Genomic DNA, 20,532 nt, shown 5'->3' with positions numbered 1-20,532 from the left:
TCGCGCCGGTCGGCGCCCGTGCTCACTTGGCGCCGGCCAGCGCCGCGACCGGCGAGTCGGCCACGCCGAGCCGGCGGGCCGTCTCCAGCAGCTCGCCGAGCGCCGTCGACTGCGGGCCGCCGTCCGCGATGAGCCGCATGAGCAGGGCGGACACGGTCAGGTTCTTCACGTCCTCGGTACGCACGCCGCCGACCACGCTCGCGAGGTCGGCCGCCAGGCTCGCGGTGCCGTTGACGTACGGAGCGACGATCGCCCCCGCGACCTGCGAGTGGTCGACGAAGCCGTCCACCACCTTGCCCGCGGTGATCGAACCGACCACCTTGTCGAAGAACATGGTGTCGCCGCCGACGATGTCGATGTTGGCCTTGGCCAGGCCCGCCGCCAGCACGCTGGCCTGCGACTCGGCCACCTGCCGGGAGACGTCGATGTGCTTGAGCCGGATCTCCTTGTCGGCCTCCAGGCGCAGGCGGTACTCCTCGTGCGCCCGGCTCGCCTCGTCGAGCGCGGCCATGGCGGCGGCCTTCTGGGTCAGGCCCTCGGCCTCGGCCTTCAGCTTCTCGCCCACCGCTGCGGCGCCGGCCAGGGCCATCGCCTGCTCGCCCTCGGCCTGCGCCTTGAGCCGGTCGCCCTCCACCAGCGCCATGGCGCGGGCGCCGTCCGCCTCGGCGGCCAGCTTCTCCTTCAGCACCAGCGCCTCGGCGCGGCCCACCTTCTCGATGGCCTCGGCGTCACGCTCCTTGACCTGCACCTGCGCCAGCCCGGCGGCGGCGGACTCGGCCTGGACGCCCTCGGCCAGCCGCATCTTCGCCCTGGCCTCCAGCTCGGCGGCCTGCTGGCGGGCCTCGGCGAGCACGAGCTCCTCGCGCGCCTTGAACTTGGAGGCGGCCTCCGCGGCCTCGGCCGCCTTGATGTCCTTGACCAGGTTCTCCTGGGCCTCGGCCTCGGCGGCGATGATCACCTGCTGGCGGGTGCGCTCGGCCTCCTCGACCACGCGCAGCCGCTTGATCGACTCCTCCTGCTCGGCCACGGTCTTGTCGACCGCGATGCGCTCGCGGATCACCTCGGCGATCGACCGCTTCTCGGTCTCGACCTCCTTGTCCTTGGCGATGCGCGACAGCTCGGTCTCCCGCTCGCGGGCGATGACCTCCAGCATCCGGTCCTTCTCGATGCGCTCGCTCTCGATGGCGATCACCCGCTCGCGGTTCTTCTCGGCGACGGCGATCTCGCGGGCCCGGTTCTCGTTCTGCACGCCGAGCTGCTCGTCGGTCTTCATGTGCGCGGCCTGGGCGCGCAGCCGCTCCTCCGCTTGGACGCGGGCGATCTCGGCCTCCTCGCGCGCCTTGACCGTCTCGATCTCGCGGCGCTGCTTCAGCTCGGCGTCGGCCTGGCGGCGCTCCAGCTCCAGGATGGCCTCGCGGGCGTCCACGTTCTGGCGGGTGATCTCCTTCTCCTCGTTGCGCTGGAACTCGTTCGTGCGCACGTGCTCGATGGCCGTCAGCTCGGTGATCTTGCGGATGCCCTGGGCGTCGAGGATGTTGCTCTTGTCGAGCTGGGCCAGCGAGGTCTGCTCCAGGTAGTCGATGGCGGCGTCCTCAAGGCTGTAGCCGTTGAGGTCGGTGCCGATCAGCCGGACGATCTCGTCGCGGAACTCGTCGCGCTTGGTGTAGAGATCGACGAAGTCGAGGTGCTTGCCGGCGGTCTTGAGCGCCTCGGAGAACTTCGCGTTGAACAGCTCCTGCAGCGTGGCCTCGTCGCTGGCGCGGGCGGTGCCGATCGCCTGGGCGACCTTGATGACGTCCTCCTGGGTCTTGTTCACCCGGACGAAGAACGTGATCTTGATGTCGGCCCTGATGTTGTCGCGGCAGATGAGCCCTTCGCGGCCGGTCCGCTCGATCTCGATGGTCTTGACCGAGATGTCCATGATCTCGGCCTTGTGAATCACGGGCAGCACCACGGCGCCGGTGAACGTGACGTCCACCTTGTTGACCTTCGAGACGATCAGCGCCTTGCCCTGCTCGACCTTGCGGAAAAGGCGGCCGATGACGATGAGGAGACCGATCACGATGACCAGGATGACGGCGAGGAATACGCCGAAGCCGGTGGAGATGACGTCCATCAGTGCTCACTTTCGTACGGCATGACCCAGAAGAATTCGCCGTCTTTGTCGTATTCGAAGATGAGTGCGTTGTCGCCGCGCGTGAGGCGGTCCTGGCCGGTCGTGCGGACCTGCACGATCGCGGACGCGCCGTCGGCGGCGGTGACCTCGGCCTGGCCGAAGTCCGGAGTGGCCGTGCCGGTGCGTATCACGCACATCTGGCCGATGAAGTCGCCACGCGAGCGCGTGTCCCCCTGCGGGAACAGCCTGCGTAGCGGCTTGAGCAGGCCGCGCACGGCCAGCCAGGCCAGGGCCACCGCGGCTATGGGCACGGCGGTGAGCGCGCCGGCCGGCGTCAGCACACTGCCGATCAGGCAGAGCAGCCAGGCCAGCGCGATGAGCAGTGACAGCGTGATCCCCGCTGGGACTCCCCCGAGGCCCAGCCACGTGGCGTCGTCCTCCGCCTCGAAGAGGCCGGTGATGACGGTCAGCCAATAGACGGCGACCACCACGAGAAGGAAAGTGAAAATGACAGTCGGAAAGCTCAGTGCGATGTGTAAGAAGTCGGTCATCCCGCCTCGGTACTACCGGTCCCCCTGCGATGTCCTTGTCGGACTATATACAGATAAAGCGCGACTAAAGAGGAAAGTTCCCGAAACGGTTGGCGACTTGACCTCAAGCGCGGTTGAGGTAGCAGGCTGGCCGCCATGACCGAACTGATGAGAGCGGCGGCGTTCGCCGAGCCGGGCAGCCCCGAAGTGCTGAAGGTGATGGAGCTGCCCGCGCCCCAGGCCGGCCCCGGGCAGGTGCGGGTGCGGGTGCGAGCGGCCGGCGTGCAACCCTTCGACACGGCCGTACGGGCCGGATGGCTGCCGCCGTACCTGGGCGAGGTGGACTTCCCGCGCATCCCGGGCAACGAGTTCGCCGGCGTGGTGGACCAGGTGGGCGCCGACGTGACCGGCATCGCCGTAGGAGCCGAGGTGCTCGGGTTCTCCCGCTTGTTCGCCTACGCCGAGTACATCGTGGTGCCCGCGACCGACGTGACGGCCAAACCCGCGGCGGTGCCGTGGGAGGTGGCCGGCGGGCTGACCTCCGGCGTGCAGACGGCCGAACTGGCCATCGACGGGATGGGGCTGGCCGAGGGTGAGACGCTGCTCGTGCACGGCGCCGCCGGCTCCGTCGGCACGGCCGCCGTGCAGATCGCCAGGAGGCGCGGCGCCACCGTGATCGGCACCGCCCGCGAGGCCAACCACGACTACCTGCGCGCCCTCGGCGCCGTCCCCGTCGCCTACGGCGAGGGCCTGGCCGACCGCGTGCGCGCGCTCGCGCCCGGCGGCATCGACGCCGCCCTCGACGGCGCCGGCGGGCACGCGCTGGAGGTCTCGCTGGAGCTGGTACGCGACCGCGCCCGCATCGTCACACTCGTCGAGCACGGCAAGGCCGCCGCGCTGGGCGTCCGCGTGGTGCAGGGCGAGCGGACGGCCGAACGGCTCGGACGTTACGCCCGGCTGTACGCCGAAGGCGCCTTCGCCTTCCCCGTGCGCAGGACGTACCGGCTGGAGGAGGCCGCGGACGCGCACCGGGAGATCGAGACCGGCCACGGCCAGGGCAAGGTCGTCCTCGCCATCTAGCGAGCTGTTCGACGGTCGCCCGGACCGCCGAGCCGGGGCAGGAGCGTCCGCACCATCCGGCGCGGACCGCAGAGCCGGGGCGAGGTCGTCACCACCTGGCGCGGACCGCCTCCGCCACCCGCACCAGGATCTCGGCCAGCACGCGCTCGCCCTCCGCCACGTCCCACAGGAAGTTCTGCAGGACGCGGCCGAGCGTCCAGCCGGCCGCCCGCCGCGGATCGAGGCCGAGCGCGTCCACCAGGAAGTCGAAGCGCCGTAGCACCGCGCGCGGCACGTCACCGCTGGCGATCACCTCATCCCAGCGGTTCCACAACGCGGGGAACAGCTCGAAGCCCGGGTCGCCCGCCAGCGGCTTGGGGTCGATGGCCAGCCACGGCTCGCGCTCGCCCGCCAGCACGTTGTCGTAGTGCAGGTCCCAGTGCAGCAGCCGGTCGCCGGGCTCCGAGACGAGCTCGGCGACCGCCCCCGCGCACCAGCGCAGCCAGTAGCGGTCGCGATCGCCGTACACCCGCGCGGCGGCCTCGTCCACGCGCTCCAGCATGCCCCGGGTGACGTCGCCGAGATGGCGGATCCCCGCCGGGGCCGGATGCGCCGACAGGCGGCGCAGCAGCGCGGCCAGCACCTCCAACGACTTCATGACGTCCGGCACCACGGACAGCGGCCGCTCCGGGTCGAGCCGCTCCAGCAGCATCGTGCCGGTCTCGGGGTCGGAGTCGAGCAGCAGCACCGAGCCGTCGCCCGCCCACGTGTGCAGGGCCAGGGCCTCGTCCACGGTCTCGCTGGTCACGGGCTGCAGCTTGAGCGCCGCGGGGGTGCCGTCGGCGCGTAACACCGGCAGCACCAGGGCGACGATCCCGTGACGCGGCTCGCCGTCCAGCCGTAACTCCCACTCGTCGAGGTAACGCTCGGCCAGCGCGGGCAGCGCGGCGTTCCAGCCTGGCCCCGCATCCTGTTCGAATCTCAGATGTGACTCGGTCAGCGCCTCGGGCACCTTGATCCTCATGACCCCAGTGTGCCAAGGCGGCAGCTCTAGGGCTTCCCCTAAGCCGAACCCTGACGCACCCCGGCACCCGCCGTGCCTACGCTGACAGCCCGATGGAGGGAGGGGCGGCCATGGCGGCGACGATCGTGTTCATCCACGGGCGGGGGCAGGAGGGCAAGGACCCGAGGGTGCTGCTCGGGCAGTGGAGCACCGCGCTGGCCGCCGGGCTCGGCCTGCCCGCGCTCACCCTGCCGGCCGTGCTGCCGTACTACGGCAACGTCCTGCACCGGATCGCCGCCCAGACGGCCAAGGAGGCCGACGTCCTGGACCTGCCCGCCGACGGGTCCGAGGAGATGCCCTTCCACCCGTTCATGCCAGAGGACGTGGGCGCGCTCGAACGCCTCCTGCTCGCCGACCTCGCCGCCCAGGCCGGCGCCCCGATCGAAGCACTCGCCACTGCGGGCCCCGACGCGCCCGCCGGCCCTGACGCGCCCGTCAGCCCCGATGCGCCCGCGGGCGCCGATGTGCTCGCCACCGCCGCACCGGCCCAGCGTGCGGGTGTGCCCGTCGAGATGATCGGGCTCTCCGACCTGCTGTCCTGGACGCTGGCCCGGCGGCTGCTCACCTGGATCTCCCGGCACACCAGCGTCGACAAGGAGATCATCAAGGTCTTCCTCCAGGACGTCGCCGTGTACTTCACCCGCGGCCGCCGCCCCGTCCTCGACGAGGTGCGCCGCCTCCTGCCCGCCACCGGCGACCTCGTGCTCGTCACCCACAGCCTGGGGACCGTCGTGTCCAGGGACCTGCTCGTGGAGGACGCCGTCCGCAGGCGGGTGCTGCTCTGGGTGACGGCCGGCTCGCCGCTCGGCCTGCCCACCATCCAGCGCCACCTGCTCGCCCCCGGCACCCGGCATCCGGGGGTGCGGTGGCTGACCACGTACGACGTGAACGACATCGTGGCGCTCGGCCACCCGCTGGAACCCGCATGGGGCACGCCCCTCAGCCAGGTCGAGGTCGAGAACAGCGACAGCCCCCACGCCATCGACCACTACCTCCGCCACGGCACAGTGGCCGGCCCCATCGGCCACGCCTGCACCTGACCCCCGCCCCTCGCGCCTCGCCGTACTTCGGTGCTGTCCCTTAAGGGGAAAGCGCGCGCAGGGGAGGGAAACGCGCAGGGAGGGGGAACGCGCGGGGGGAAGGGGACGCGCGCGCAAGTGAGGCGAAGGCCGCGTCGGCGCTGCCCGCCCGCCCTACCCGGCGCCGGCAGGGGAAACGCGCGCGGGAAGGGGGAAGCACGCGGGGGAAGGGGCGCGCGGGCAAGTGAGGCGAAGGCCGCGTCAGCCCTGTCCCGCCCGCCCTACCCGGCGTCGGGCGGGGTGGGGGCTGGTGGCGGTTAGTAGTGCCAGGGGAACGGGGACCAGTCGGGCTCGCGCTTCTCCAGGAACGCGTCGCGCCCCTCGGCGGCCTCCTCCGTCATGTACGCCAGCCGCGTCGCCTCCCCCGCGAACACCTGCTGCCCCACCAGCCCGTCGTCGACGGCGTTGAAGGCGAACTTGAGCATCCGCTGCGCCGTGGGCGACTTGCCGTTGATCTTGCGGGCCCATTCCAGGGCCGTGCGCTCCAGGTCCTCGTGCGGGACGACGGCGTTGACCATGCCCATCCGGTGGGCGTCGGCGGCGGTGTAGGTGTCGCCGAGGAAGAAGATCTCGCGGGCGAACTTCTGCCCGACCTGCCGCGCCAGGTACGCCGAGCCGAAGCCGCCGTCGAAGCTGGCCACGTCGGCGTCGGTCTGCTTGAAGCGGGCGTGCTCGGCGCTGGCGAGGGTGAGGTCGGCGACGACGTGCAGGCTGTGCCCGCCGCCGGCGGCCCAGCCGGGCACCACGCAGATCACGATCTTGGGCATGAAGCGGATGAGCCGCTGTACTTCCAGGATGTGCAGGCGGCCGGTGGAGGGGGTGCCGTCGGCGTACTGGTAGCCGTCTTTGCCGCGGATGCGCTGGTCGCCGCCGGAGCAGAAGGCCCAGCCGCCGTCCTTGGGCGAGGGGCCGTTGCCGGTGAGCAGGACGCAGCCGACGTCGGTGGTCTGCCGGGCGTGGTCGAGCGCGCGGTAGAGCTCGTCGACGGTCTGCGGGCGGAAGGCGTTGCGCACCTCGGGGCGGTTGAAGGCCACGCGTACGGTGCCCTGGTCGACGGCCCGGTGGTAGGTGATGTCGGTGAAGTCGAATCCCTCGACCGGCTGCCACGCCTTGGGATCGAACAGCTCGGAGACCATGGCGGGAAGCCTAACGGATGGTGCCTTCGGCCCATTCGGCCCACTCCTTCTGGCTCTTGGCCAGGCGCAGGCCGTACTCGAGGGCGAGGCGGCCGTACACGGAGAGGTTGTCGGCGCCGCTCTCGACGAACGGGCGGATGCTCTCCATGTGTTCCAGGCTCTTGGCCGCCTCCTCGGCGAGCCCGCGCAGGTAGGTGCGGGCCTGCTCGGGGGAGACCTGGGCGAGGAAGAAGACCCGCAGCAGCATGTCGCTGCGCATCACCCTGGTGGGCGGGACGTCGGTGACCCAGCGGCGCAGCTCGGCCAGGCCCTCCTCGGTGATCGCGTACTCCTTGCGGCCGCGCGGGCCTTCCGCCACGACGTCCACGAGGCCGGCGTCGGCCAGCTTGCCCAGCTCGGAGTAGAGCTGGCTCTGGGTGGCCGGCCAGACGTTGGCGAGCGAGACGTCGAACGTCTTCATCAGGTCGTATCCGCTCGCGGGCCCCTCGGAGAGCAGGCCCAGCACGGCGTGTCGAAGGCTCATATTCCTATATTGACATATCCCGGCAGGAGGTTCTACCTTCGACATGTCATCTTAGGAATGTCAAAGGAGCTTCACCGATGCGCGGCCTGCTGGGTTTCCTGCCCTGGATCGTCTACGCGTTCATCGCCACCGGCGACGAGTGGCGCTGGGGCGCCATCGCCGGTCTCGTCATCGCCGCCGCGCTGGTGACCATCGACCGCAGGTCCGGCAAGGCCTGGGACGAGATCGTGATCGAGACCAGCGCCGCGGTCTTCTTCGCCTGTCTCACGGTGTTCTCGCTGGTGGTGCCGGACTCGCCGCTCACGCCGTACGGGCCCGCGCTGGTCAACGTCTGGCTGGCCGGCACGGCCTGGGGCTCGCTGGCCATCCGCAAGCCGTTCACGCTCGGCATCGCCCGCACGATGGCGCCGAAGGAGGTCTGGGAGACCCCGCGGTTCTACCGCGTCAACGCGGTCATCACCACGGTGTGGGCGGCGGCCTTCACCGTCGCCGCGGTCTCCCTGACGCTCGTGCTCTCCGTCGCGCCGCACGCGACCACGCTGGTGATCGCCATCAAGGCGCTGTCGTTCGCGCTTCCCGCCGTGTTCACCGCCTGGTATCCGAAGCGCGTGCGGCGGTCTCTCGTGAACGAGGGTTGATCGGGGTGAGTTATGTCACCTCTGCCCGCAGCTCCGCGAGCAGCTCCCCCTGGTCGGCCAGCATGTCGGTGAGGATGCGCCGGGCGGCGCCCAGCAGGTCGGCCAGCTCGGGCGTGGCGAGTGTGTAGACCACGGTGCTGCCCTCGCGGATCGCGCTCACGATCCCCGCTCTGCGCAGGACGGCGAGCTGCTGGGAGAGGCTCGATGCCTCGATGTCGATCTGGGCCAGAAGATCCCTGACGGGTAGCGGCCCTTCCTGGAGTAGCTCCAACACTCGGATGCGAGCGGGGTGGCCGAGGGTTCGGAAGAAGTCGGCCTTGGCCTGGTAGACCTCCACGTGCATATTGTCAGAGTAATCCAGTGCAGTTGCATAATTCTTCAAGTCGCTATGTTGTCGGATAGCATGGACAGCGGGGACTAGGGAGTTGCCATGGGTCGAGGAAGAGCCAAGGCGAAGCAGACGAAGGTCGCTCGCCAGCTGAAGTACGCCAACCACAACATCGACTACGACCGGCTCCGCGAAGAGCTGGGCGTTGACACGCGTCGTGAGGAGATGTACCCGCCCACGGCCGTCGAGCAGGAGGCCGAGCGCGGGCGGTGACGCCGGCCGGCCGGTGAGTCGGCGGTGTCCGTCCAGGCGCCGCCGCAGCACCACTCACCGCGCCATCCACTACGTCGTTCACTGCGTCCTTCAGTGGGCCATCCATGGGCAAAGCCTTCCGAAGGCAGGCATGTCGTCCGTCACTCTGGGCACATCCCCGGTGACGAGGAGATCCTGACATGCGCGTAGGAATCGTGGGTTCCGGAAGGCTGGGCTCGCCGCTCGGCCGGCTGCTCGCGGTGGCGGGCCACGACGTGTTCTTCAGCGACGCCGACCCTGCCCGCGCGGCCGCCGCCGCCAGTGCCGCCGCCAGTGCCGCAGATGGCCAGGCGCGGGGCGGGGAGCCCGGTCAGGCGGCGCGGTTCGGCGAGGTCGTGGTCCTGGCGGTCGGCTGGGAGGAGTTCCCGGCGGTGGTCGCGGAGCTGGACGGCATGCTCGCGGGCAAGATCGTGGTGGATCCGAGCAACCCGATCGGCGAGCGCGACGGCGCGGCCGTGGTGGTGGCCGTCCCCGGCGGGCTGACCAGCCCTCAATACCAGCAGCACGTGCTCGGCGACGTCCGCCTCGTGCGCACGTTCAACACGAAGTACCCCAACGAGCTGCTGGAGCTCGGCATCGCGGGCCAGCGCGGCGGGGCGCGGGCCGACATGCCGTACTGGGGCGACGACGACGAGGCCAAGAAGGCCGTGGTGCCGCTCATCGAGGACGCCGGGTTCACGGCCATCGACGGAGGCGGGCTCTCCGAGGCGCTGTGATCAGGCGGCGCAGGAGTCGTGGGTGGCGTCGAAGCCCTTGATCGCCTCGGTGTCGTTCGTCCGCAGCGGCTTGAGGCCCTTCCAGTCGTTCCCGATGACGAGGATCAGCCGGTTCGTACGAGCGGCCGGCACCGCCCGCGTGGCGGAGCCCTGGAGATCGTTGGCGAGCGTCGGCACTCGGGTCTCGCCGTTGGGCCCGTAGAAGATCGTGGTCTTCGCCTGGGGTTTGGTGGCCGTGTCGCCGATCTTGGCGATGTGGTAGCCGCGCTGTTCGAGGAAGGCGGCGACCTCGGTGGCCAGGCCGCCGCGCCAGGTGCCGTTGCGCAGCTCGATCTGGATCTTCGAGCGGCCCACCTTGGCCTGGCCGCCCTTGACGCCCTCGACGCTCTGGTCTTTGGCCACGATCTGGAACAGCCGCTTGGCCTGGTCGGGCACCCACTCCACGCGGCCCGGCTGGGTCAGCGAGTAGTGCCACGGCGTGGTGATGAAGCGGATCTTGCTCATGTCGAGGTCCTGGAGGCTGACCGCGAGGTCCTTCATGACGCCGGTCGTCAGGCCCTGGTCGGTGGTGATGGCCTGGGTGGCGGCGTCGAGGGTGCCGAGGAGCTTGGCCGGGTCGGTCAGCGTCTCGCCGCTCATCACCTTCTTCACCATCGAGGCGATGAACATCTGCTGCCGCTGGATGCGCCCGATGTCGGAGCCGTCACCGAGGCTGTAGCGGGCGCGCACGTAGCCGAGCGCCTGCTCGCCGTTGAGCGTCTGCTTGCCCGCGGGCAGGTGCAGGAGGGCCTTCTTGTCGTTGATGGCCTCGGGCAGGCAGACCTCGACGCCGCCGACCGCGTTCACGATGCCCTTGAAGCCGGTGAAGTCGACCTTCACGAAGTGGTCGATGTGGATGCCGGTCAGCGACTCGATCGTCTTCCAGGTGCAGGCGATGCCGCCGGAGTTGAACGACTCGTTGATCATGCCGACGTGCGCCTGCTGGCCCGGCAGGCCCTTGGTGGCCCGGCAGGCCGGGAGCTGGACGACCGAGTCGCGCGGGAAGCTGATCACCATCGCGTTGTCGCGCTTGGACGACAGGTGCGCCAGCATGATCGTGTCGGTGCGCTCGCCCGCGACCCTGCCGTACTTCGCGTTCTTGCCGTTGCGCTGGTCGGAGCCGACGACCAGGACGTTCATGGCGGTGCCGGCCACCTTGGGCGGCCGGGTGGCGCCGAGGTCCTCGGCCGTGACGTTCTCGTGCTCGATGTTGCCGGTCAGGCGCGCGTACACGCCGACCGCCACGCCGGCCACGAGGAGGACGACGGTCACCGTGACCGCGATCACCCAGCGCAGCCAGCGGCGGCGCCGCCGGGGCGGCGCGCCGGGCTCGGAAGGTGGCGCGTCGACAAGCCCGCTGCTCACGTGACTCCCACAGGACGGGGCCGCGGGCACCGCCCATGGCCAAGAGCCTCGCCGTACAGATCTCGGCCGTTGATCGAGCCTGAGTGTACTCAGTCAGACAGGCGGTTGCGTCCTCAGCGTGCGCTCACCGGCGATCGCCAGGGCCGTTCACTCGGGCAGGTTCACCCGCAGCGACACCGTGCCGCGCAGGTCGAGCCAGGCCGTGCCGGGGCCGCGGACCAGGCGCAGCACCACCTCCTCGCAGCCGGGGCAGCGGGCGACCAGGCCCGGGTCGGGGCCGTAGACGCGCAGCGAGGCGACCGGGCCCGCCAGGCCGCAGCTCACGCAGCGGCCGGTGGCGGAGGTCACGTCCACGGCGAAGATCTCGCTCAGCGGGCCCGCCAGCGCGTTGCCGTCCAGATGCTCGGTCATGTCAACCTCCGGTGGGACCGAAACGTTCGGTTCTGATGCGCTCGGGGGCGTGCCCGAGCGCGAGCAGCAGGTCGGCCGCCGCCTCCACGAACCCGGTCGGCCCGCACACGTAGCAGTCGGGCTCGAACGAGGCCGGCCAGCCGCCCTCGGCCAGGTCGTCCAGCATGATGCGGCGCGCGGGCCGGGAGACGTGCTCCGGCGCCGACCTGGTGTAGAGGTAGGTGACGTCGAGCCCGGGGTCGGGGCGGCGCAGCTCGTCGGCGTAGTAGCGGCGATCGGGGTCGCGCAGGGAGTACAGCAGCCTGAACGGCGCGCGGCTGCCCGCCTGCCGGCGGGCCCTGATCATCGACATCAGCGGCACGATGCCCGACCCGCCGCCCACCAGCAGCACCGGTGCCGTGCTCTCGGGCCGCCACACGAACCAGCCGCCCACCGGCCCGCGCAGCTCGACCTGGTCGCCGACGCGCAGCTCCTCGACCAGGTACGGCGACACCTCGCCGTCGGTCACCGTCTCCACGGTCAGCTCGACCAGGTCACCGTCGGCGGGCGCGGCCATCGAGTAGCTGCGCTGCGCGGTGTAGCCGTCCTCGGCCGTCAGCCGCACGTCCACGTGCTGGCCCGCCAGGTGCCCCGGCCAGCCCGGCACGCGGAAGCGCAGGGTGCGGGCGCTCGCGGTCTCGGCGGCGGCGGCCACCAGCTCGGCCGGCCGCCACGTCAGCCGGCGCACCTAGTCGCCCTCGTAACGCTGCTCGCGCCACGGGTCGCCGTAGTTGTGGTAGCCGGCGGTCTCCCAGAAGCCGGGCCAGTCCTCGTTCAGCAGCCGGATGCCGCGCACCCACTTGGCCGACTTCCAGAAGTACAGGTGCGGCACGATCAGCCGGGCCGGGCCGCCGTGCTGCGGCGCCAGCTCCTCGCCGTCGAAGCGGTGCACGATCCACGCCTTGCCGTCGAGCAGGTCCTCCAGCGGCAGGTTCGTGGTGTAGCCGCCGTAGGAGTGGACCAGCGCGTACTCGGCGGCGGTCTCGACGTCCTCGAAGAGCACGTCGAGCGAGACGCCCTCCCAGGTGGTGTCGAGCTTCGACCACTTGGTGACGCAGTGGATGTCGACCGTGGGCGTCTCGGCGGGCAGCGCCATGAACTCCTCCCACGACCAGCGGTGGGTCTGCTCCGCCTCGGTGTCGATGGCGAACTCCCACCGGTCGAGCGGCACCCGCGGCGTCGGGCCCGCCGACAGCACCGGGAAGTCGTCCACCAGGTACTGGCCGGGCGGCACCCGGCCGCTGTCGTCTCTGCGTTTTCCTCGGAAACCGCGCGAAATGATGCTCATGCACCCCTCCCGAGGCCATTCCACCACGCGCCTGTTTCGCGGCGGTCAACGACCCGCCCGCGGGACGACCAGGCCGGACTCGTAGGCGAAGACCACGAGCTGGGCGCGGTCGCGGGCGCGCAGCTTCGTCATCGCCCTGCTGACGTGCGTCTTCGCGGTCATCGGGCTGATCACCATGTGGGCGGCGATCTCGTCGTTGGACAGGCCGCGGGCCACCAGGGCGGTCACCTCGCGCTCGCGGTTGGTCAGCGCGTCCAGCCCCTCGGGGTGCGGCTCGGGGCGGCGGGCCACGTACTCGCCGATGAGGCGGCGGGTGATCGCGGGCGACAGCAGCGCGTCGCCCCTGGCGGCCACCCTGACGCCCTGCAGCAGGTCGGCGGGCTCGGTGTCCTTGACGAGGAAGCCGCCGGCGCCGGCCCGCAGGGCGTCGAAGACGTACTCGTCGAGGCCGTAGTTCGTCAGGATCACCACGTGGACGCCGCGCAGCCGCTCGTCGGCGGCGATGCGGCGGGTGGCCTCGATGCCGTCCATGACGGGCATCTGCACGTCCACGAGGGCCACGTCGGGCAGGTGCTCCAGGGCCAGCGCGACGGCCTGCTCGCCGTTGGCGGCCTCGGCCACCACCTCGATGTCGTCCTCGGCCTCCAGCAGGGCGCGGAAGCCGCCGCGGATGAGCGCCTGGTCGTCCACCAGCAGCACCCGGATCACGTCAGGTCTCCCAGCGGCAGCTCGGCGCGGACGGTGAAGCCGCCCTCGGCGCGGGGCTCGGCGAGCAGGCGGCCCCCCAGGGCCGTGACGCGCTCGCGCATGCCCCGCAGGCCCACCCCCGCGACGGGCGGGGCGTCCCTGGTGGCCTTGCCGTCGTCGTCCACCTGCACGACCAGCTCCCGCCCGCCGTAGTCGACGCGGACGGCCGCCGCGGCGGCGCCCGCGTGCCTGGAGACGTTGGTGAGCGCCTCCTGGACGATCCGGTACGCGGCCCGGTCCACCTCCGGCGGCAGCCCCCTGCGCTCGCCCGAGACGGTCACCGTGGCGGGCAGCCCGGCCGCGCGGGCCCGCTCGACCAGGTCGCCGAGCCGGTCCAGCCCGCTGGGACCGTCCGGCTCATCGGCCTCATCGGGGTCGGGGTCGCGCAGCAGCTCCAAAGTGGTGCGCAGCTCGCGCATGGCGTCGCCGCTGGCCTCCTGGATGGCGAGCAGCGCCGCGGGCACCTCCTCGCCGCGCTTGCGTGCCAGGTGCACCGCCACCCCGGCCTGCACCTTGATGACGGAGATGCTGTGGGTGAGCGAGTCGTGCAGCTCCCTGGCGATGCGCAGCCGCTCCTCGCCGGCCCGGCGGCGGGCGACCTCCTCGCGGGTCCGCTCGGCCTCGGCGGCGCGCTGCTCGGCCTGCTGCACGTACGCCTGCCGGTGCAAGCTCACCGTCCCCGTCACCCCGGCGGCCAGGAACCAGCCGAGCAGCAGCGTCGTGTTCTGGACGACCAGCCGCTCCTCGCCAGGCCCGGCACTTGCGAGGCTGACCGCGAGACCGGCGCCCAGGAACAGCACTCCGGCCAGCGCCGGGAGCAACCGGTGCCCGGCCCGCACCGCGCCGTACACCGACACCAGCACCGGGAAGGCGGCGGGCGGGCCCGGCTGGGCGTGCGTCGCGTACACGAGCATGCAGACGGTGCTGATCGCCAGCGCCACCAGGGGCGCTCGGCGCCAGGCCACCAGCGAGGCCGCGGCGATGAGGACCGCGGCCAGGTCGAGGGCGCCCGCGGCGGGGGTCGCGAGCACGGTGAGCGTGAGCAGGGCGGCCACCACGGCGGCGAGTGCGCCGTCCTGGGCGAGGGAGCGCCATCCGCGCGCAGAGCTCATTCCTGCACATTAGAGCCTGTTCCGGGCGCCGGTCGTCGGCGCTGAGGCGGAGGCCGGTACTACTCCCGGCGTAGTACGCCCGCCTTTCCTGCGTCCCGTGTGGTAGCGGCAGGATTCGCCCCCCGCACGACGACCGGCGGCGGGGCCGCGGACGACGATGGCGGCCATGGAGAGAACCTGTTCCAGGAGCCGATCATGACCGCTGTCCCCACCACGGCCGCCCGCCCGGCGGGCTGGACCGTCCAAACCCTCAAGGCCGTCGTCGTCCTGCACGTGGTCGCGCTGCTGTTCCAGGCAGTGACGGCGGGCATGCTGCTGTCCACGCCCGGCGGGCGCGCGCTGCACGGCGCCTCCGCCATGGCCCTGGCCGTCATCGGGCTGCTCCACCTGGTCGCCGCGATCCTGGTCTGGCGGCCGGGCGGCGGGCCGGCGACGTTCATCGGGCCGGCCGCGGGGCTGCTGCTGTTCACGTTCGTGGCGGCGGCGCTCGGCATCGCGCACGTGAAGGTCGTGCACCTGCCGCTCGGGGTGATGCTGTTCGGCGGCGGCGTGGCCCAGCTCATCCGCGTCATGGCCCGCCCGGGACGGGCATGAGCCCCACCGGACGCGGTCGTGCCACGGCCAGGGCTGGTCTTGGCCCGACCCGGCGCGACGTGCTGCGGTTGCTCGGGCTCGGGGCCGTCGCGGTCGCCGGGGCCCAGGGGTGCTCGTTGCTCACGGGCACCCCGCAGCCGCAGCTCCTGGCCGGCGCGGCGGCGCTGCCCCGGCCGTACACGGTGCCGCTGCCGATCCCCGAGGTCGCGAAGCCGGTCCGCAGCACCGGCGAGGCCGACTTCTACGAGCTGACCGAGCGCGCCGCCGAGGCCGAGCTGCTGCCCGGACTGCGCACCCCCAACTGGGGGTACGGCGGCACGTTCCCCGGCCCCACGATCCGGGCGCGCAGCGGGCGCCGCACGGTCGTCAAGCTGATCAACCAGCTCGGCGAGCCGACCGTGCTCCACCTGCACGGCGGCCACACCCCGCCCGAGTCGGACGGCTACCCGACGGACCTGGTGGCGCCGGGAGCGTCCCGCGAGTACGTGTTCCCGCTGGAGCAGCGGGCCGCCACCCTCTGGTACCACGACCACCGCATGGACTACACGGGGCCGCAGGTCTGGCGCGGCCTGGCCGGGATGTTCCTGGTCGGGGACGCGGAGGAGGAGGCGCTGCCGCTGCCGCGCGGCGAGCGGGACGTGCCGCTGCTCATCTGCGACCGGTCCTTCGCGGCCGACGGCACCCTGCTGTACCCGGCGCTGGAGGGGAGGCCGGGGGTGCGGGAGGCGTACATGGGGGGCGTGCTTGGGGACGTGATCCTGGTGAACGGGGCGCCGTGGCCCGAGCTGCGGGTGGAGCGGGCGCGCTACCGGCTGCGGCTGTGCAACGCCTCGAACGCGCGGGCGTACGAGCTGTCGACCGGGGGCCCGATGGTGCAGATCGGCAGCGACGGAGGGCTGCTGGCGGCGCCGCGCACGGTGCGGCAGCTCCGGCTGGCGCCGGGGGAGCGGGCCGACGTGGTCGTGGACTTCTCGGCGTACGGGGTGGGGCAGCACGTCGAGCTGCGGAACCTGGCGGGGGAGGGGCCGCAGGCGCGGGTGATGCGGTTCGCGGTGGAGCGGGACGCCAAGGACGACTCCTCGGTGCCGGCCCGGCTGTCCACCGTGGAGGCGCTGGACCCGGCCAGGGCGACGGTGACGCGGGACTTCGAGTTCAGCAGCGGGAGCATGCACGGGGGGACGGGGTGGCTGATCAACGGCCGGCCCTTCGACGCCAAGCGCATGGAGGCCAGGCCGAAGCTGGGCGACGTCGAGATCTGGCGGCTGACCAGCGACGTCGCGCATCCGGTGCACCTGCATCTCGACCAGTTCCAGGTGTTGTCGGTCAACGGCGAGCGGCCGAAGGGGCCGCCGGAGTGGAAGGACACCGTGGAGCTGCGTGACGCCCAGACCGTCGAGATCGTCACCCGCTTCACCGACTACCGGGGCCGGTACGTGCTGCACTGCCACAACCTGGAGCACGAGGACATGGCCATGATGGCCGCCTTCGAGGTCGTCTGAAGCTCAGGCGGGCAGGCGGTCCGAGCGAGGCCAGACGTAGTCGAGGTCGTCCGGCTCGTCCCCGAAGATGGGCCGGTAGAAGCCGGGGTCCTTGCGCAGCAGCGCCGAGCGGTGGCTGAGGTGCAGCCGCTCGTCGCCGAGCCACGGCGGCAGCTCCCTGGCCGCGCCCAGCTCGGCCTGCGTCCGGATGCCGGGGGCGCCCCGGAGCTGGGCCAGCTCGGTCGTCATCGTGCCGGCGCAGGTGTCGGCCCGCCCCATGGAGCACCAGTGCCCGCACACCTCCAGGCCGTAGCGGACGAGCGCCTCCTCGTAGCCGGTCCACATCTTGACGGCGGGGTGGTGGCGCCAGCCGTACCCGGGGACGGTGAGGGCGCGCAGGACCTGGAGGGCTTCGACCCGCTGCTTGCCCAGCCGCAGCGGGTCGAGAACCGCCGCAGATGCCGTGAAGTCGGGATATGGCAGGAACGTTTGCATCTGTACCCCCGCTGACGTGCTCCTTCCCGCCGGATCGTATAGACCGCCCGCCGCCTGACGCTCACAATCAGGCCATGGGAGATCCTTATGTCGGCGCACGGACGCCGCGAAGGGAAGACGCCAGGCTGCTGACCGGCAAGGCGAGGTACGTCGGGAACGTACGGTTACCCGGCTCGCTGCACGCCTGCGTCGTCCGCAGCCCCATCGCCCACGGCCGGCTGCTCGGCTGCGACGCCAAGGCGGTCTGGGCCGTCGAGGGCGTCACCGATGTCATCACCACCGCCGACGCCGCCCACCTGCGCCTGCCCTGCGTGAACGTGCTGCCGGGCCAGCGCATCACCTCCTACCCCGTGCTGGACGACACCATCAGGTACGCCGGCCAGCCCCTCGCCCTCGTCGTCGCCCGCACGCCGGAGGCCGCCAGGGACGCCGCCGACCTCCTCGACCTCGACCTCGACGAGCTGCCCGCCACGGTCGGCGCCGAGCGGGCCCTCGACGCGCCGCCGCTCTACCCCGAGCTGGGCACCAACGTGATCACCGACTTCGCGATGGGCGACGAGGACTGCGGGGCCGCCATCGACGGGGCCGAGCACGTGGTCGAGCTCGTGTGCAGGATGGGCCGGGTCTCGCCGTACCCGCTGGAGCCGCGCGGCGTGGTGGCCGCGTACGCCGACGACGAGCTGATTGTGCACATCTCCTCGCAGGCGCCGCACCACGTGCGCGAGCACCTGGCGGAGGCGTTCGGGCTGCCCCACGACCGGATACGCGTGATCAGCCGCGACATCGGCGGCGGGTTCGGCGCCAAGGAGCACGTCTACCCGGACGAGACGCTGGTCTGCCTGGCCGCGATGCGCGCGGGCCGCCCGGTGAGCTGGACGGAGTCGCCGGGCGACCGGCTGACCGCCACGATGTCGGCGCGGCAGGCCGTGCACCGGGCGCGGCTGGCGCTCGACGGCGACGGCCGGTTCGTGGCCATGGACGTGGACGTGCTCGGCGACCTCGGCGCCCATCCGGGCAACACGGGCGCCTCGACGTTCGCGGTGACGGCCACGCTGCTGCCGGGGCCCTACCGGTTCGGCCGGTTCGCGGTGCGGGTGCGGGGGGTGGTGACGACGACCGCGCCGGCCGGCTCGTACCGGGGCTTCGGCCAGCCGGAGGCGACGCTGACCAGGGAGCGGCTGATCGACGAGGCCGCGCGCCGGCTCGGGATCGACCGCGTCGAGCTGCGGCTGCGCAACATGCTGCGGCCGGAGGAGCTGCCGTGCACGACGGCGGTGGGCCAGACGTACGACTCGGGCGACTACCCGCGCGCGCTGCGCACGCTGCGCGACCTCGTCCAGGAGGCCGGGGTGGAGCGGCGCGGGGACGACGGGCGCAGGCGCGGCGTCGGGTACTCCTGCCACGTCGAGACCACCGGCCTCGGCCCCTCGATGGATCTCAAGGCCATGGGGGCGGCGGCGGGCGGCTACGAGTCCGTGGTGCTGCGGATGGAGCAGGACGGCAGCGTCGTGGTGTCGGCGGGCGTGGTCTCGATCGGGCAGGGCATCGAGACGGCGCTGGCCCAGCTCGCGGCCGACCGGATCGGGGTGCCGATCGAGCGGGTGCGGGTGCTGCTGGGGGACACGGCGACGACGCCGTACTCGTCGATCGGCTCGATCGCCAGCCGCTCGCTGCCGGTCGGCGGCGGGGCGCTCACCAAGGCCGCGCTGAAGCTGCGGGACAAGCTGCTGGCCATCGCCGCCCACCGCCTGGAGGCCGCCGCCGCGGACCTGGAGGTGGCGGGCGACGCGGTGCGGGTGAAGGGCGACCCGGCGGTGTCGGTGCCGCTGCGCGAGCTGGCCACGTCGGCGTGGCGCGGCTGGGACCTGCCCGACGGCGTCGCGCCCGGCCTGGAGGAACGCGACAGCTACGATCCCACCGGCTACACCTTCGCGTACGGCGCGCACGCGGCGGCCGTGGCCGTCGATCCGGAGACGGGCGCGGTCGAGGTGGAGGGCTACTGGGTGGTCAACGACGCCGGCGTGCTGGTGAACCCGGCCGTGGTCGAGGGCCAGATCATGGGCGGCGTGGCGCAGGGCATCGGCGAGGCGCTGACCGAGGAGATCGTCTTCACCGACGACGGCCAGCCGATCACCGACTACCTGCCGCCGACCACCCGCGAGGTGCCGGACATCCGGGTCGTGATGCTGGAGACGCCTTCCCCGGTCACGCCGGGCGGCATGAAGGGCGTCGGCGAGGCGGGCACGATCGGGCCGCCCGCCGCGATCGCCAACGCGGTCGCCGCCGCCCTGCCGGAGATCGCGGACCGGGTCACCGACGTGCCGCTCACCCCCGGCCGCGTGTGGTCGCTGCTGCAGGCGTAGCGGCCCCTGACCTGGGCACGAGGAGCCTGAACGGGGGATCGGGGGACCATCGTGATGCGACATCGGGAGCTGCTCCGGCGGCCGGGCAGCGGTGGGGGCGTCACCGGGCCCAAGGGGCGCGGCGCTCCGCTGACGGACGACGAGGTCGCGGCGGCGCTGCGCGCGCTGCCGCGCTGGAGCGGCGACCGGTCGGGGCTGCGCAGGACGCTCTTGCTGCCGCAGGAGAACCTGCTCGCCATCCGCCGGGCCCTCGACCAGCTCAAGATCACCTACGGCCGCCAGCCGCAGCTCCACGACACCCCCGACGGGCTGACCCTGCTGGTGCGGACGGTGGCGGTGAGCGCGGTGACCTCCCTGGACCTGGAGCTGGCCAGGCGGGTGGACGAGCTCATCGATGAGATCGGCCGCTCCTGACCTTTTATCGGGGTTTCGGGCAGGCGCCTAAAGAATTCTGTGATATTTCACGGAAAATTCGACCCGATCAGCGCCTCCGTACGTACACGTTTCGACACCGTTGTACGTCAACCCATAGGCAGGTCCTCTTGTTGAGTGACAGGCGCATTCGCTGCCCCTCGGTACCGGAGAGAGATGCCATGACCAGGCTGCGATCGACTCGCAGGAGCCGGAAGCAGTACGCGTGGCCGTTGCGCGAGGACGCGCGGACGGTCGGTCAAGCACGTGCCCTCATTCGCATGGAATTGTCGGAACTCTCCCTTTCCTCCGATCTCGTTGACGACGCCGTTCTCATGGTGAGCGAATTGATCACCAATGCCTTCATGTACGGCGACGCCCCGTACGAACTCATCCTCCATGTGGACGAGAAGGACATCATGTTCGTCGTCGTGGACGGCAGCCCCGTCCTGCCCGCCCAGGCCCCCCACGATCTCGGCGCCGAGCACGGGCGCGGGCTGCGCATCGTGGCCAGGCTGTCCGACGGCTTCTACGGCTGCCACCCCCAGCGTTACGTGACGCAGCCGGACCTGGTCGGCAAGGCCACGTGGTTCGCGCTCCCGCGCGCGGGCACCGCACCCAATGTGGTGCCGATCCGTGCGGGTTTCTGACTTTTGTCGCCGCCGTCCTCTACGCTCCCCAGCAATCGAT

The 20,532-nt window shown here is 71.8% G+C and carries 23 protein-coding genes; 10 read left to right on the top strand and 13 right to left on the bottom strand.

The annotated features are described in order from the left end of the window. Positions 1 to 22: 22 nt before the first annotated feature. Both KIS93_RS31300 and KIS93_RS31295 read right to left on the bottom strand, forming a co-directional pair. A complete protein-coding gene (locus tag KIS93_RS31300) occupies positions 23 to 2,116 on the bottom strand; it encodes a flotillin family protein (protein WP_080044262.1) in 2,094 nt (697 codons plus the stop codon). After that, the gene (locus KIS93_RS31295) at positions 2,116 to 2,667 is read right to left on the bottom strand and encodes an OB-fold-containig protein (RefSeq protein WP_080044263.1); all 552 of its coding nucleotides are present in this window, start codon (positions 2,665 to 2,667) and stop codon (positions 2,116 to 2,118) included. The genes KIS93_RS31300 and KIS93_RS31295 overlap by 1 nt, the downstream gene beginning before the upstream one ends. Positions 2,668 to 2,814: 147 nt before the next feature. Here KIS93_RS31295 and KIS93_RS31290 point away from each other — a divergent pair, with 147 nt between their 5' ends. Next, positions 2,815 to 3,726, top strand: a complete 912-nt coding sequence (locus KIS93_RS31290) for an NADP-dependent oxidoreductase (RefSeq protein ID WP_080047400.1) — start codon at positions 2,815 to 2,817, stop codon at positions 3,724 to 3,726. Positions 3,727 to 3,814: 88 nt separating this feature from the next. Here the strand turns inward: KIS93_RS31290 and KIS93_RS31285 are convergent, their stop codons facing one another. Continuing rightward, entirely contained in the window at positions 3,815 to 4,729 is a 915-nt protein-coding gene (locus KIS93_RS31285; protein WP_080044264.1) for an aminoglycoside phosphotransferase family protein, read from the bottom strand. A 110-nt stretch (positions 4,730 to 4,839) separates the two neighbouring features. Here KIS93_RS31285 and KIS93_RS31280 point away from each other — a divergent pair, with 110 nt between their 5' ends. Beyond that, positions 4,840 to 5,808 (top strand): lipase family protein, encoded by a 969-nt coding sequence (locus tag KIS93_RS31280; RefSeq protein ID WP_080044265.1) that lies wholly within the window; start codon positions 4,840 to 4,842, stop codon positions 5,806 to 5,808. A gap of 296 nt (positions 5,809 to 6,104) precedes the next feature. Here the strand turns inward: KIS93_RS31280 and KIS93_RS31275 are convergent, their stop codons facing one another. Both KIS93_RS31275 and KIS93_RS31270 read right to left on the bottom strand, forming a co-directional pair. After that, on the bottom strand, positions 6,105 to 6,983 hold the full coding sequence (locus KIS93_RS31275) for a 1,4-dihydroxy-2-naphthoyl-CoA synthase (protein ID WP_080044266.1): 879 nt from the start codon (positions 6,981 to 6,983) through the stop codon (positions 6,105 to 6,107). 10 nt (positions 6,984 to 6,993) lie between these two features. Then, a complete protein-coding gene (locus KIS93_RS31270; RefSeq protein WP_080044267.1) occupies positions 6,994 to 7,506 on the bottom strand; it encodes a PadR family transcriptional regulator in 513 nt (170 codons plus the stop codon). A 77-nt stretch (positions 7,507 to 7,583) separates the two neighbouring features. Between KIS93_RS31270 and KIS93_RS31265 the strand changes: the two genes are divergently transcribed. Next, on the top strand, positions 7,584 to 8,144 hold the full coding sequence (locus KIS93_RS31265; RefSeq protein ID WP_080044268.1) for a hypothetical protein: 561 nt from the start codon (positions 7,584 to 7,586) through the stop codon (positions 8,142 to 8,144). A gap of 10 nt (positions 8,145 to 8,154) precedes the next feature. Here the strand turns inward: KIS93_RS31265 and KIS93_RS31260 are convergent, their stop codons facing one another. After that, on the bottom strand, positions 8,155 to 8,487 hold the full coding sequence (locus KIS93_RS31260; RefSeq protein ID WP_043615149.1) for an ArsR/SmtB family transcription factor: 333 nt from the start codon (positions 8,485 to 8,487) through the stop codon (positions 8,155 to 8,157). An 87-nt stretch (positions 8,488 to 8,574) separates the two neighbouring features. On the opposite strand from KIS93_RS31260, the gene KIS93_RS31255 reads away from it, so the two are divergent. Together KIS93_RS31255 and KIS93_RS31250 are read left to right on the top strand one after the other, a co-directional pair. Continuing rightward, a complete protein-coding gene (locus KIS93_RS31255; protein ID WP_080044269.1) occupies positions 8,575 to 8,745 on the top strand; it encodes a DUF3073 domain-containing protein in 171 nt (56 codons plus the stop codon). A 179-nt stretch (positions 8,746 to 8,924) separates the two neighbouring features. After that, positions 8,925 to 9,500, top strand: coding sequence for an NADPH-dependent F420 reductase (locus KIS93_RS31250; RefSeq protein ID WP_080044270.1), 576 nt, complete (start codon positions 8,925 to 8,927; stop codon positions 9,498 to 9,500). On the opposite strand, the gene KIS93_RS31245 is transcribed toward KIS93_RS31250, so the two are convergent. The 6 genes from KIS93_RS31245 to KIS93_RS31220 all read right to left on the bottom strand — a co-directional run bounded on the left by KIS93_RS31245 (position 9,501) and on the right by KIS93_RS31220 (position 14,501). Beyond that, positions 9,501 to 10,904, bottom strand: coding sequence for an LCP family protein (locus tag KIS93_RS31245; RefSeq protein ID WP_080044271.1), 1,404 nt, complete (start codon positions 10,902 to 10,904; stop codon positions 9,501 to 9,503). It abuts the gene before it with no gap. A gap of 147 nt (positions 10,905 to 11,051) precedes the next feature. Then, positions 11,052 to 11,315, bottom strand: coding sequence for a DUF6510 family protein (locus tag KIS93_RS31240; protein ID WP_080044272.1), 264 nt, complete (start codon positions 11,313 to 11,315; stop codon positions 11,052 to 11,054). 1 nt (position 11,316) lies between these two features. Further along, the gene (locus KIS93_RS31235) at positions 11,317 to 12,042 is read right to left on the bottom strand and encodes a ferredoxin reductase (RefSeq protein WP_080044273.1); all 726 of its coding nucleotides are present in this window, start codon (positions 12,040 to 12,042) and stop codon (positions 11,317 to 11,319) included. Continuing rightward, the gene (locus KIS93_RS31230) at positions 12,043 to 12,642 is read right to left on the bottom strand and encodes a sulfite oxidase-like oxidoreductase (RefSeq protein ID WP_080044274.1); all 600 of its coding nucleotides are present in this window, start codon (positions 12,640 to 12,642) and stop codon (positions 12,043 to 12,045) included. Between the two features lie 45 nt (positions 12,643 to 12,687). Further along, positions 12,688 to 13,350, bottom strand: a complete 663-nt coding sequence (locus KIS93_RS31225) for a response regulator (RefSeq protein ID WP_080044275.1) — start codon at positions 13,348 to 13,350, stop codon at positions 12,688 to 12,690. Continuing rightward, positions 13,347 to 14,501 carry a sensor histidine kinase gene (locus KIS93_RS31220; protein ID WP_080044276.1) on the bottom strand — a complete coding sequence of 385 codons (1,155 nt, stop codon included), beginning with the start codon at positions 14,499 to 14,501 and terminating at the stop codon, positions 13,347 to 13,349. The genes KIS93_RS31225 and KIS93_RS31220 overlap by 4 nt, the downstream gene beginning before the upstream one ends. Positions 14,502 to 14,696: 195 nt before the next feature. Between KIS93_RS31220 and KIS93_RS31215 the strand changes: the two genes are divergently transcribed. Then, positions 14,697 to 15,095, top strand: coding sequence for a hypothetical protein (locus KIS93_RS31215; RefSeq protein WP_080044277.1), 399 nt, complete (start codon positions 14,697 to 14,699; stop codon positions 15,093 to 15,095). Then, positions 15,092 to 16,594 carry a multicopper oxidase family protein gene (locus KIS93_RS31210; RefSeq protein WP_080044278.1) on the top strand — a complete coding sequence of 501 codons (1,503 nt, stop codon included), beginning with the start codon at positions 15,092 to 15,094 and terminating at the stop codon, positions 16,592 to 16,594. Before KIS93_RS31215 ends, KIS93_RS31210 begins: the two co-directional genes overlap by 4 nt. A gap of 3 nt (positions 16,595 to 16,597) precedes the next feature. On the opposite strand, the gene KIS93_RS31205 is transcribed toward KIS93_RS31210, so the two are convergent. Then, positions 16,598 to 17,068 (bottom strand): MSMEG_6728 family protein, encoded by a 471-nt coding sequence (locus tag KIS93_RS31205; protein WP_080044279.1) that lies wholly within the window; start codon positions 17,066 to 17,068, stop codon positions 16,598 to 16,600. A gap of 74 nt (positions 17,069 to 17,142) precedes the next feature. Here KIS93_RS31205 and KIS93_RS31200 point away from each other — a divergent pair, with 74 nt between their 5' ends. The 3 genes from KIS93_RS31200 to KIS93_RS31190 all read left to right on the top strand — a co-directional run bounded on the left by KIS93_RS31200 (position 17,143) and on the right by KIS93_RS31190 (position 20,492). Then, on the top strand, positions 17,143 to 19,431 hold the full coding sequence (locus KIS93_RS31200; RefSeq protein ID WP_080044280.1) for a xanthine dehydrogenase family protein molybdopterin-binding subunit: 2,289 nt from the start codon (positions 17,143 to 17,145) through the stop codon (positions 19,429 to 19,431). A 54-nt stretch (positions 19,432 to 19,485) separates the two neighbouring features. Beyond that, positions 19,486 to 19,845, top strand: coding sequence for a 4a-hydroxytetrahydrobiopterin dehydratase (locus tag KIS93_RS31195; RefSeq protein WP_080044281.1), 360 nt, complete (start codon positions 19,486 to 19,488; stop codon positions 19,843 to 19,845). 179 nt (positions 19,846 to 20,024) lie between these two features. After that, on the top strand, positions 20,025 to 20,492 hold the full coding sequence (locus KIS93_RS31190) for an ATP-binding protein (protein ID WP_080044282.1): 468 nt from the start codon (positions 20,025 to 20,027) through the stop codon (positions 20,490 to 20,492). Positions 20,493 to 20,532 lie beyond the last annotated feature (40 nt).

Source organism: [Actinomadura] parvosata subsp. kistnae (assembly GCF_900323885.1).
GTDB lineage: Bacteria > Actinomycetota > Actinomycetes > Streptosporangiales > Streptosporangiaceae > Nonomuraea > Nonomuraea composti.
Note: the sequence above shows the minus strand (reverse complement) of the source record. Positions and strands in the feature narration are given on the sequence as shown.

Bases quoted from the DNA above. Each gene is read 5' to 3' on its own strand.
- KIS93_RS31220 (WP_080044276.1), bottom strand. From the start codon at position 14,501: ATGAGCTCTGCGCGCGGATGGCGCTCCCTCGCCCAGGACGGCGCACTC.
- KIS93_RS31280 (WP_080044265.1), top strand. From the start codon at position 4,840: ATGGCGGCGACGATCGTGTTCATCCACGGGCGGGGGCAGGAGGGCAAG.
- KIS93_RS31300 (WP_080044262.1), bottom strand. From the start codon at position 2,116: ATGGACGTCATCTCCACCGGCTTCGGCGTATTCCTCGCCGTCATCCTG.
- KIS93_RS31260 (WP_043615149.1), bottom strand. From the start codon at position 8,487: ATGCACGTGGAGGTCTACCAGGCCAAGGCCGACTTCTTCCGAACCCTC.
- KIS93_RS31190 (WP_080044282.1), top strand. From the start codon at position 20,025: ATGACCAGGCTGCGATCGACTCGCAGGAGCCGGAAGCAGTACGCGTGG.
- KIS93_RS31230 (WP_080044274.1), bottom strand. From the start codon at position 12,642: ATGAGCATCATTTCGCGCGGTTTCCGAGGAAAACGCAGAGACGACAGC.
- KIS93_RS31250 (WP_080044270.1), top strand. From the start codon at position 8,925: ATGCGCGTAGGAATCGTGGGTTCCGGAAGGCTGGGCTCGCCGCTCGGC.
- KIS93_RS31285 (WP_080044264.1), bottom strand. From the start codon at position 4,729: ATGAGGATCAAGGTGCCCGAGGCGCTGACCGAGTCACATCTGAGATTC.
- KIS93_RS31205 (WP_080044279.1), bottom strand. From the start codon at position 17,068: ATGCAAACGTTCCTGCCATATCCCGACTTCACGGCATCTGCGGCGGTT.
- KIS93_RS31200 (WP_080044280.1), top strand. From the start codon at position 17,143: ATGGGAGATCCTTATGTCGGCGCACGGACGCCGCGAAGGGAAGACGCC.
- KIS93_RS31295 (WP_080044263.1), bottom strand. From the start codon at position 2,667: ATGACCGACTTCTTACACATCGCACTGAGCTTTCCGACTGTCATTTTC.
- KIS93_RS31195 (WP_080044281.1), top strand. From the start codon at position 19,486: ATGCGACATCGGGAGCTGCTCCGGCGGCCGGGCAGCGGTGGGGGCGTC.
- KIS93_RS31255 (WP_080044269.1), top strand. From the start codon at position 8,575: ATGGGTCGAGGAAGAGCCAAGGCGAAGCAGACGAAGGTCGCTCGCCAG.
- KIS93_RS31265 (WP_080044268.1), top strand. From the start codon at position 7,584: ATGCGCGGCCTGCTGGGTTTCCTGCCCTGGATCGTCTACGCGTTCATC.
- KIS93_RS31275 (WP_080044266.1), bottom strand. From the start codon at position 6,983: ATGGTCTCCGAGCTGTTCGATCCCAAGGCGTGGCAGCCGGTCGAGGGA.
- KIS93_RS31215 (WP_080044277.1), top strand. From the start codon at position 14,697: ATGACCGCTGTCCCCACCACGGCCGCCCGCCCGGCGGGCTGGACCGTC.
- KIS93_RS31210 (WP_080044278.1), top strand. From the start codon at position 15,092: ATGAGCCCCACCGGACGCGGTCGTGCCACGGCCAGGGCTGGTCTTGGC.
- KIS93_RS31290 (WP_080047400.1), top strand. From the start codon at position 2,815: ATGAGAGCGGCGGCGTTCGCCGAGCCGGGCAGCCCCGAAGTGCTGAAG.
- KIS93_RS31270 (WP_080044267.1), bottom strand. From the start codon at position 7,506: ATGAGCCTTCGACACGCCGTGCTGGGCCTGCTCTCCGAGGGGCCCGCG.
- KIS93_RS31240 (WP_080044272.1), bottom strand. From the start codon at position 11,315: ATGACCGAGCATCTGGACGGCAACGCGCTGGCGGGCCCGCTGAGCGAG.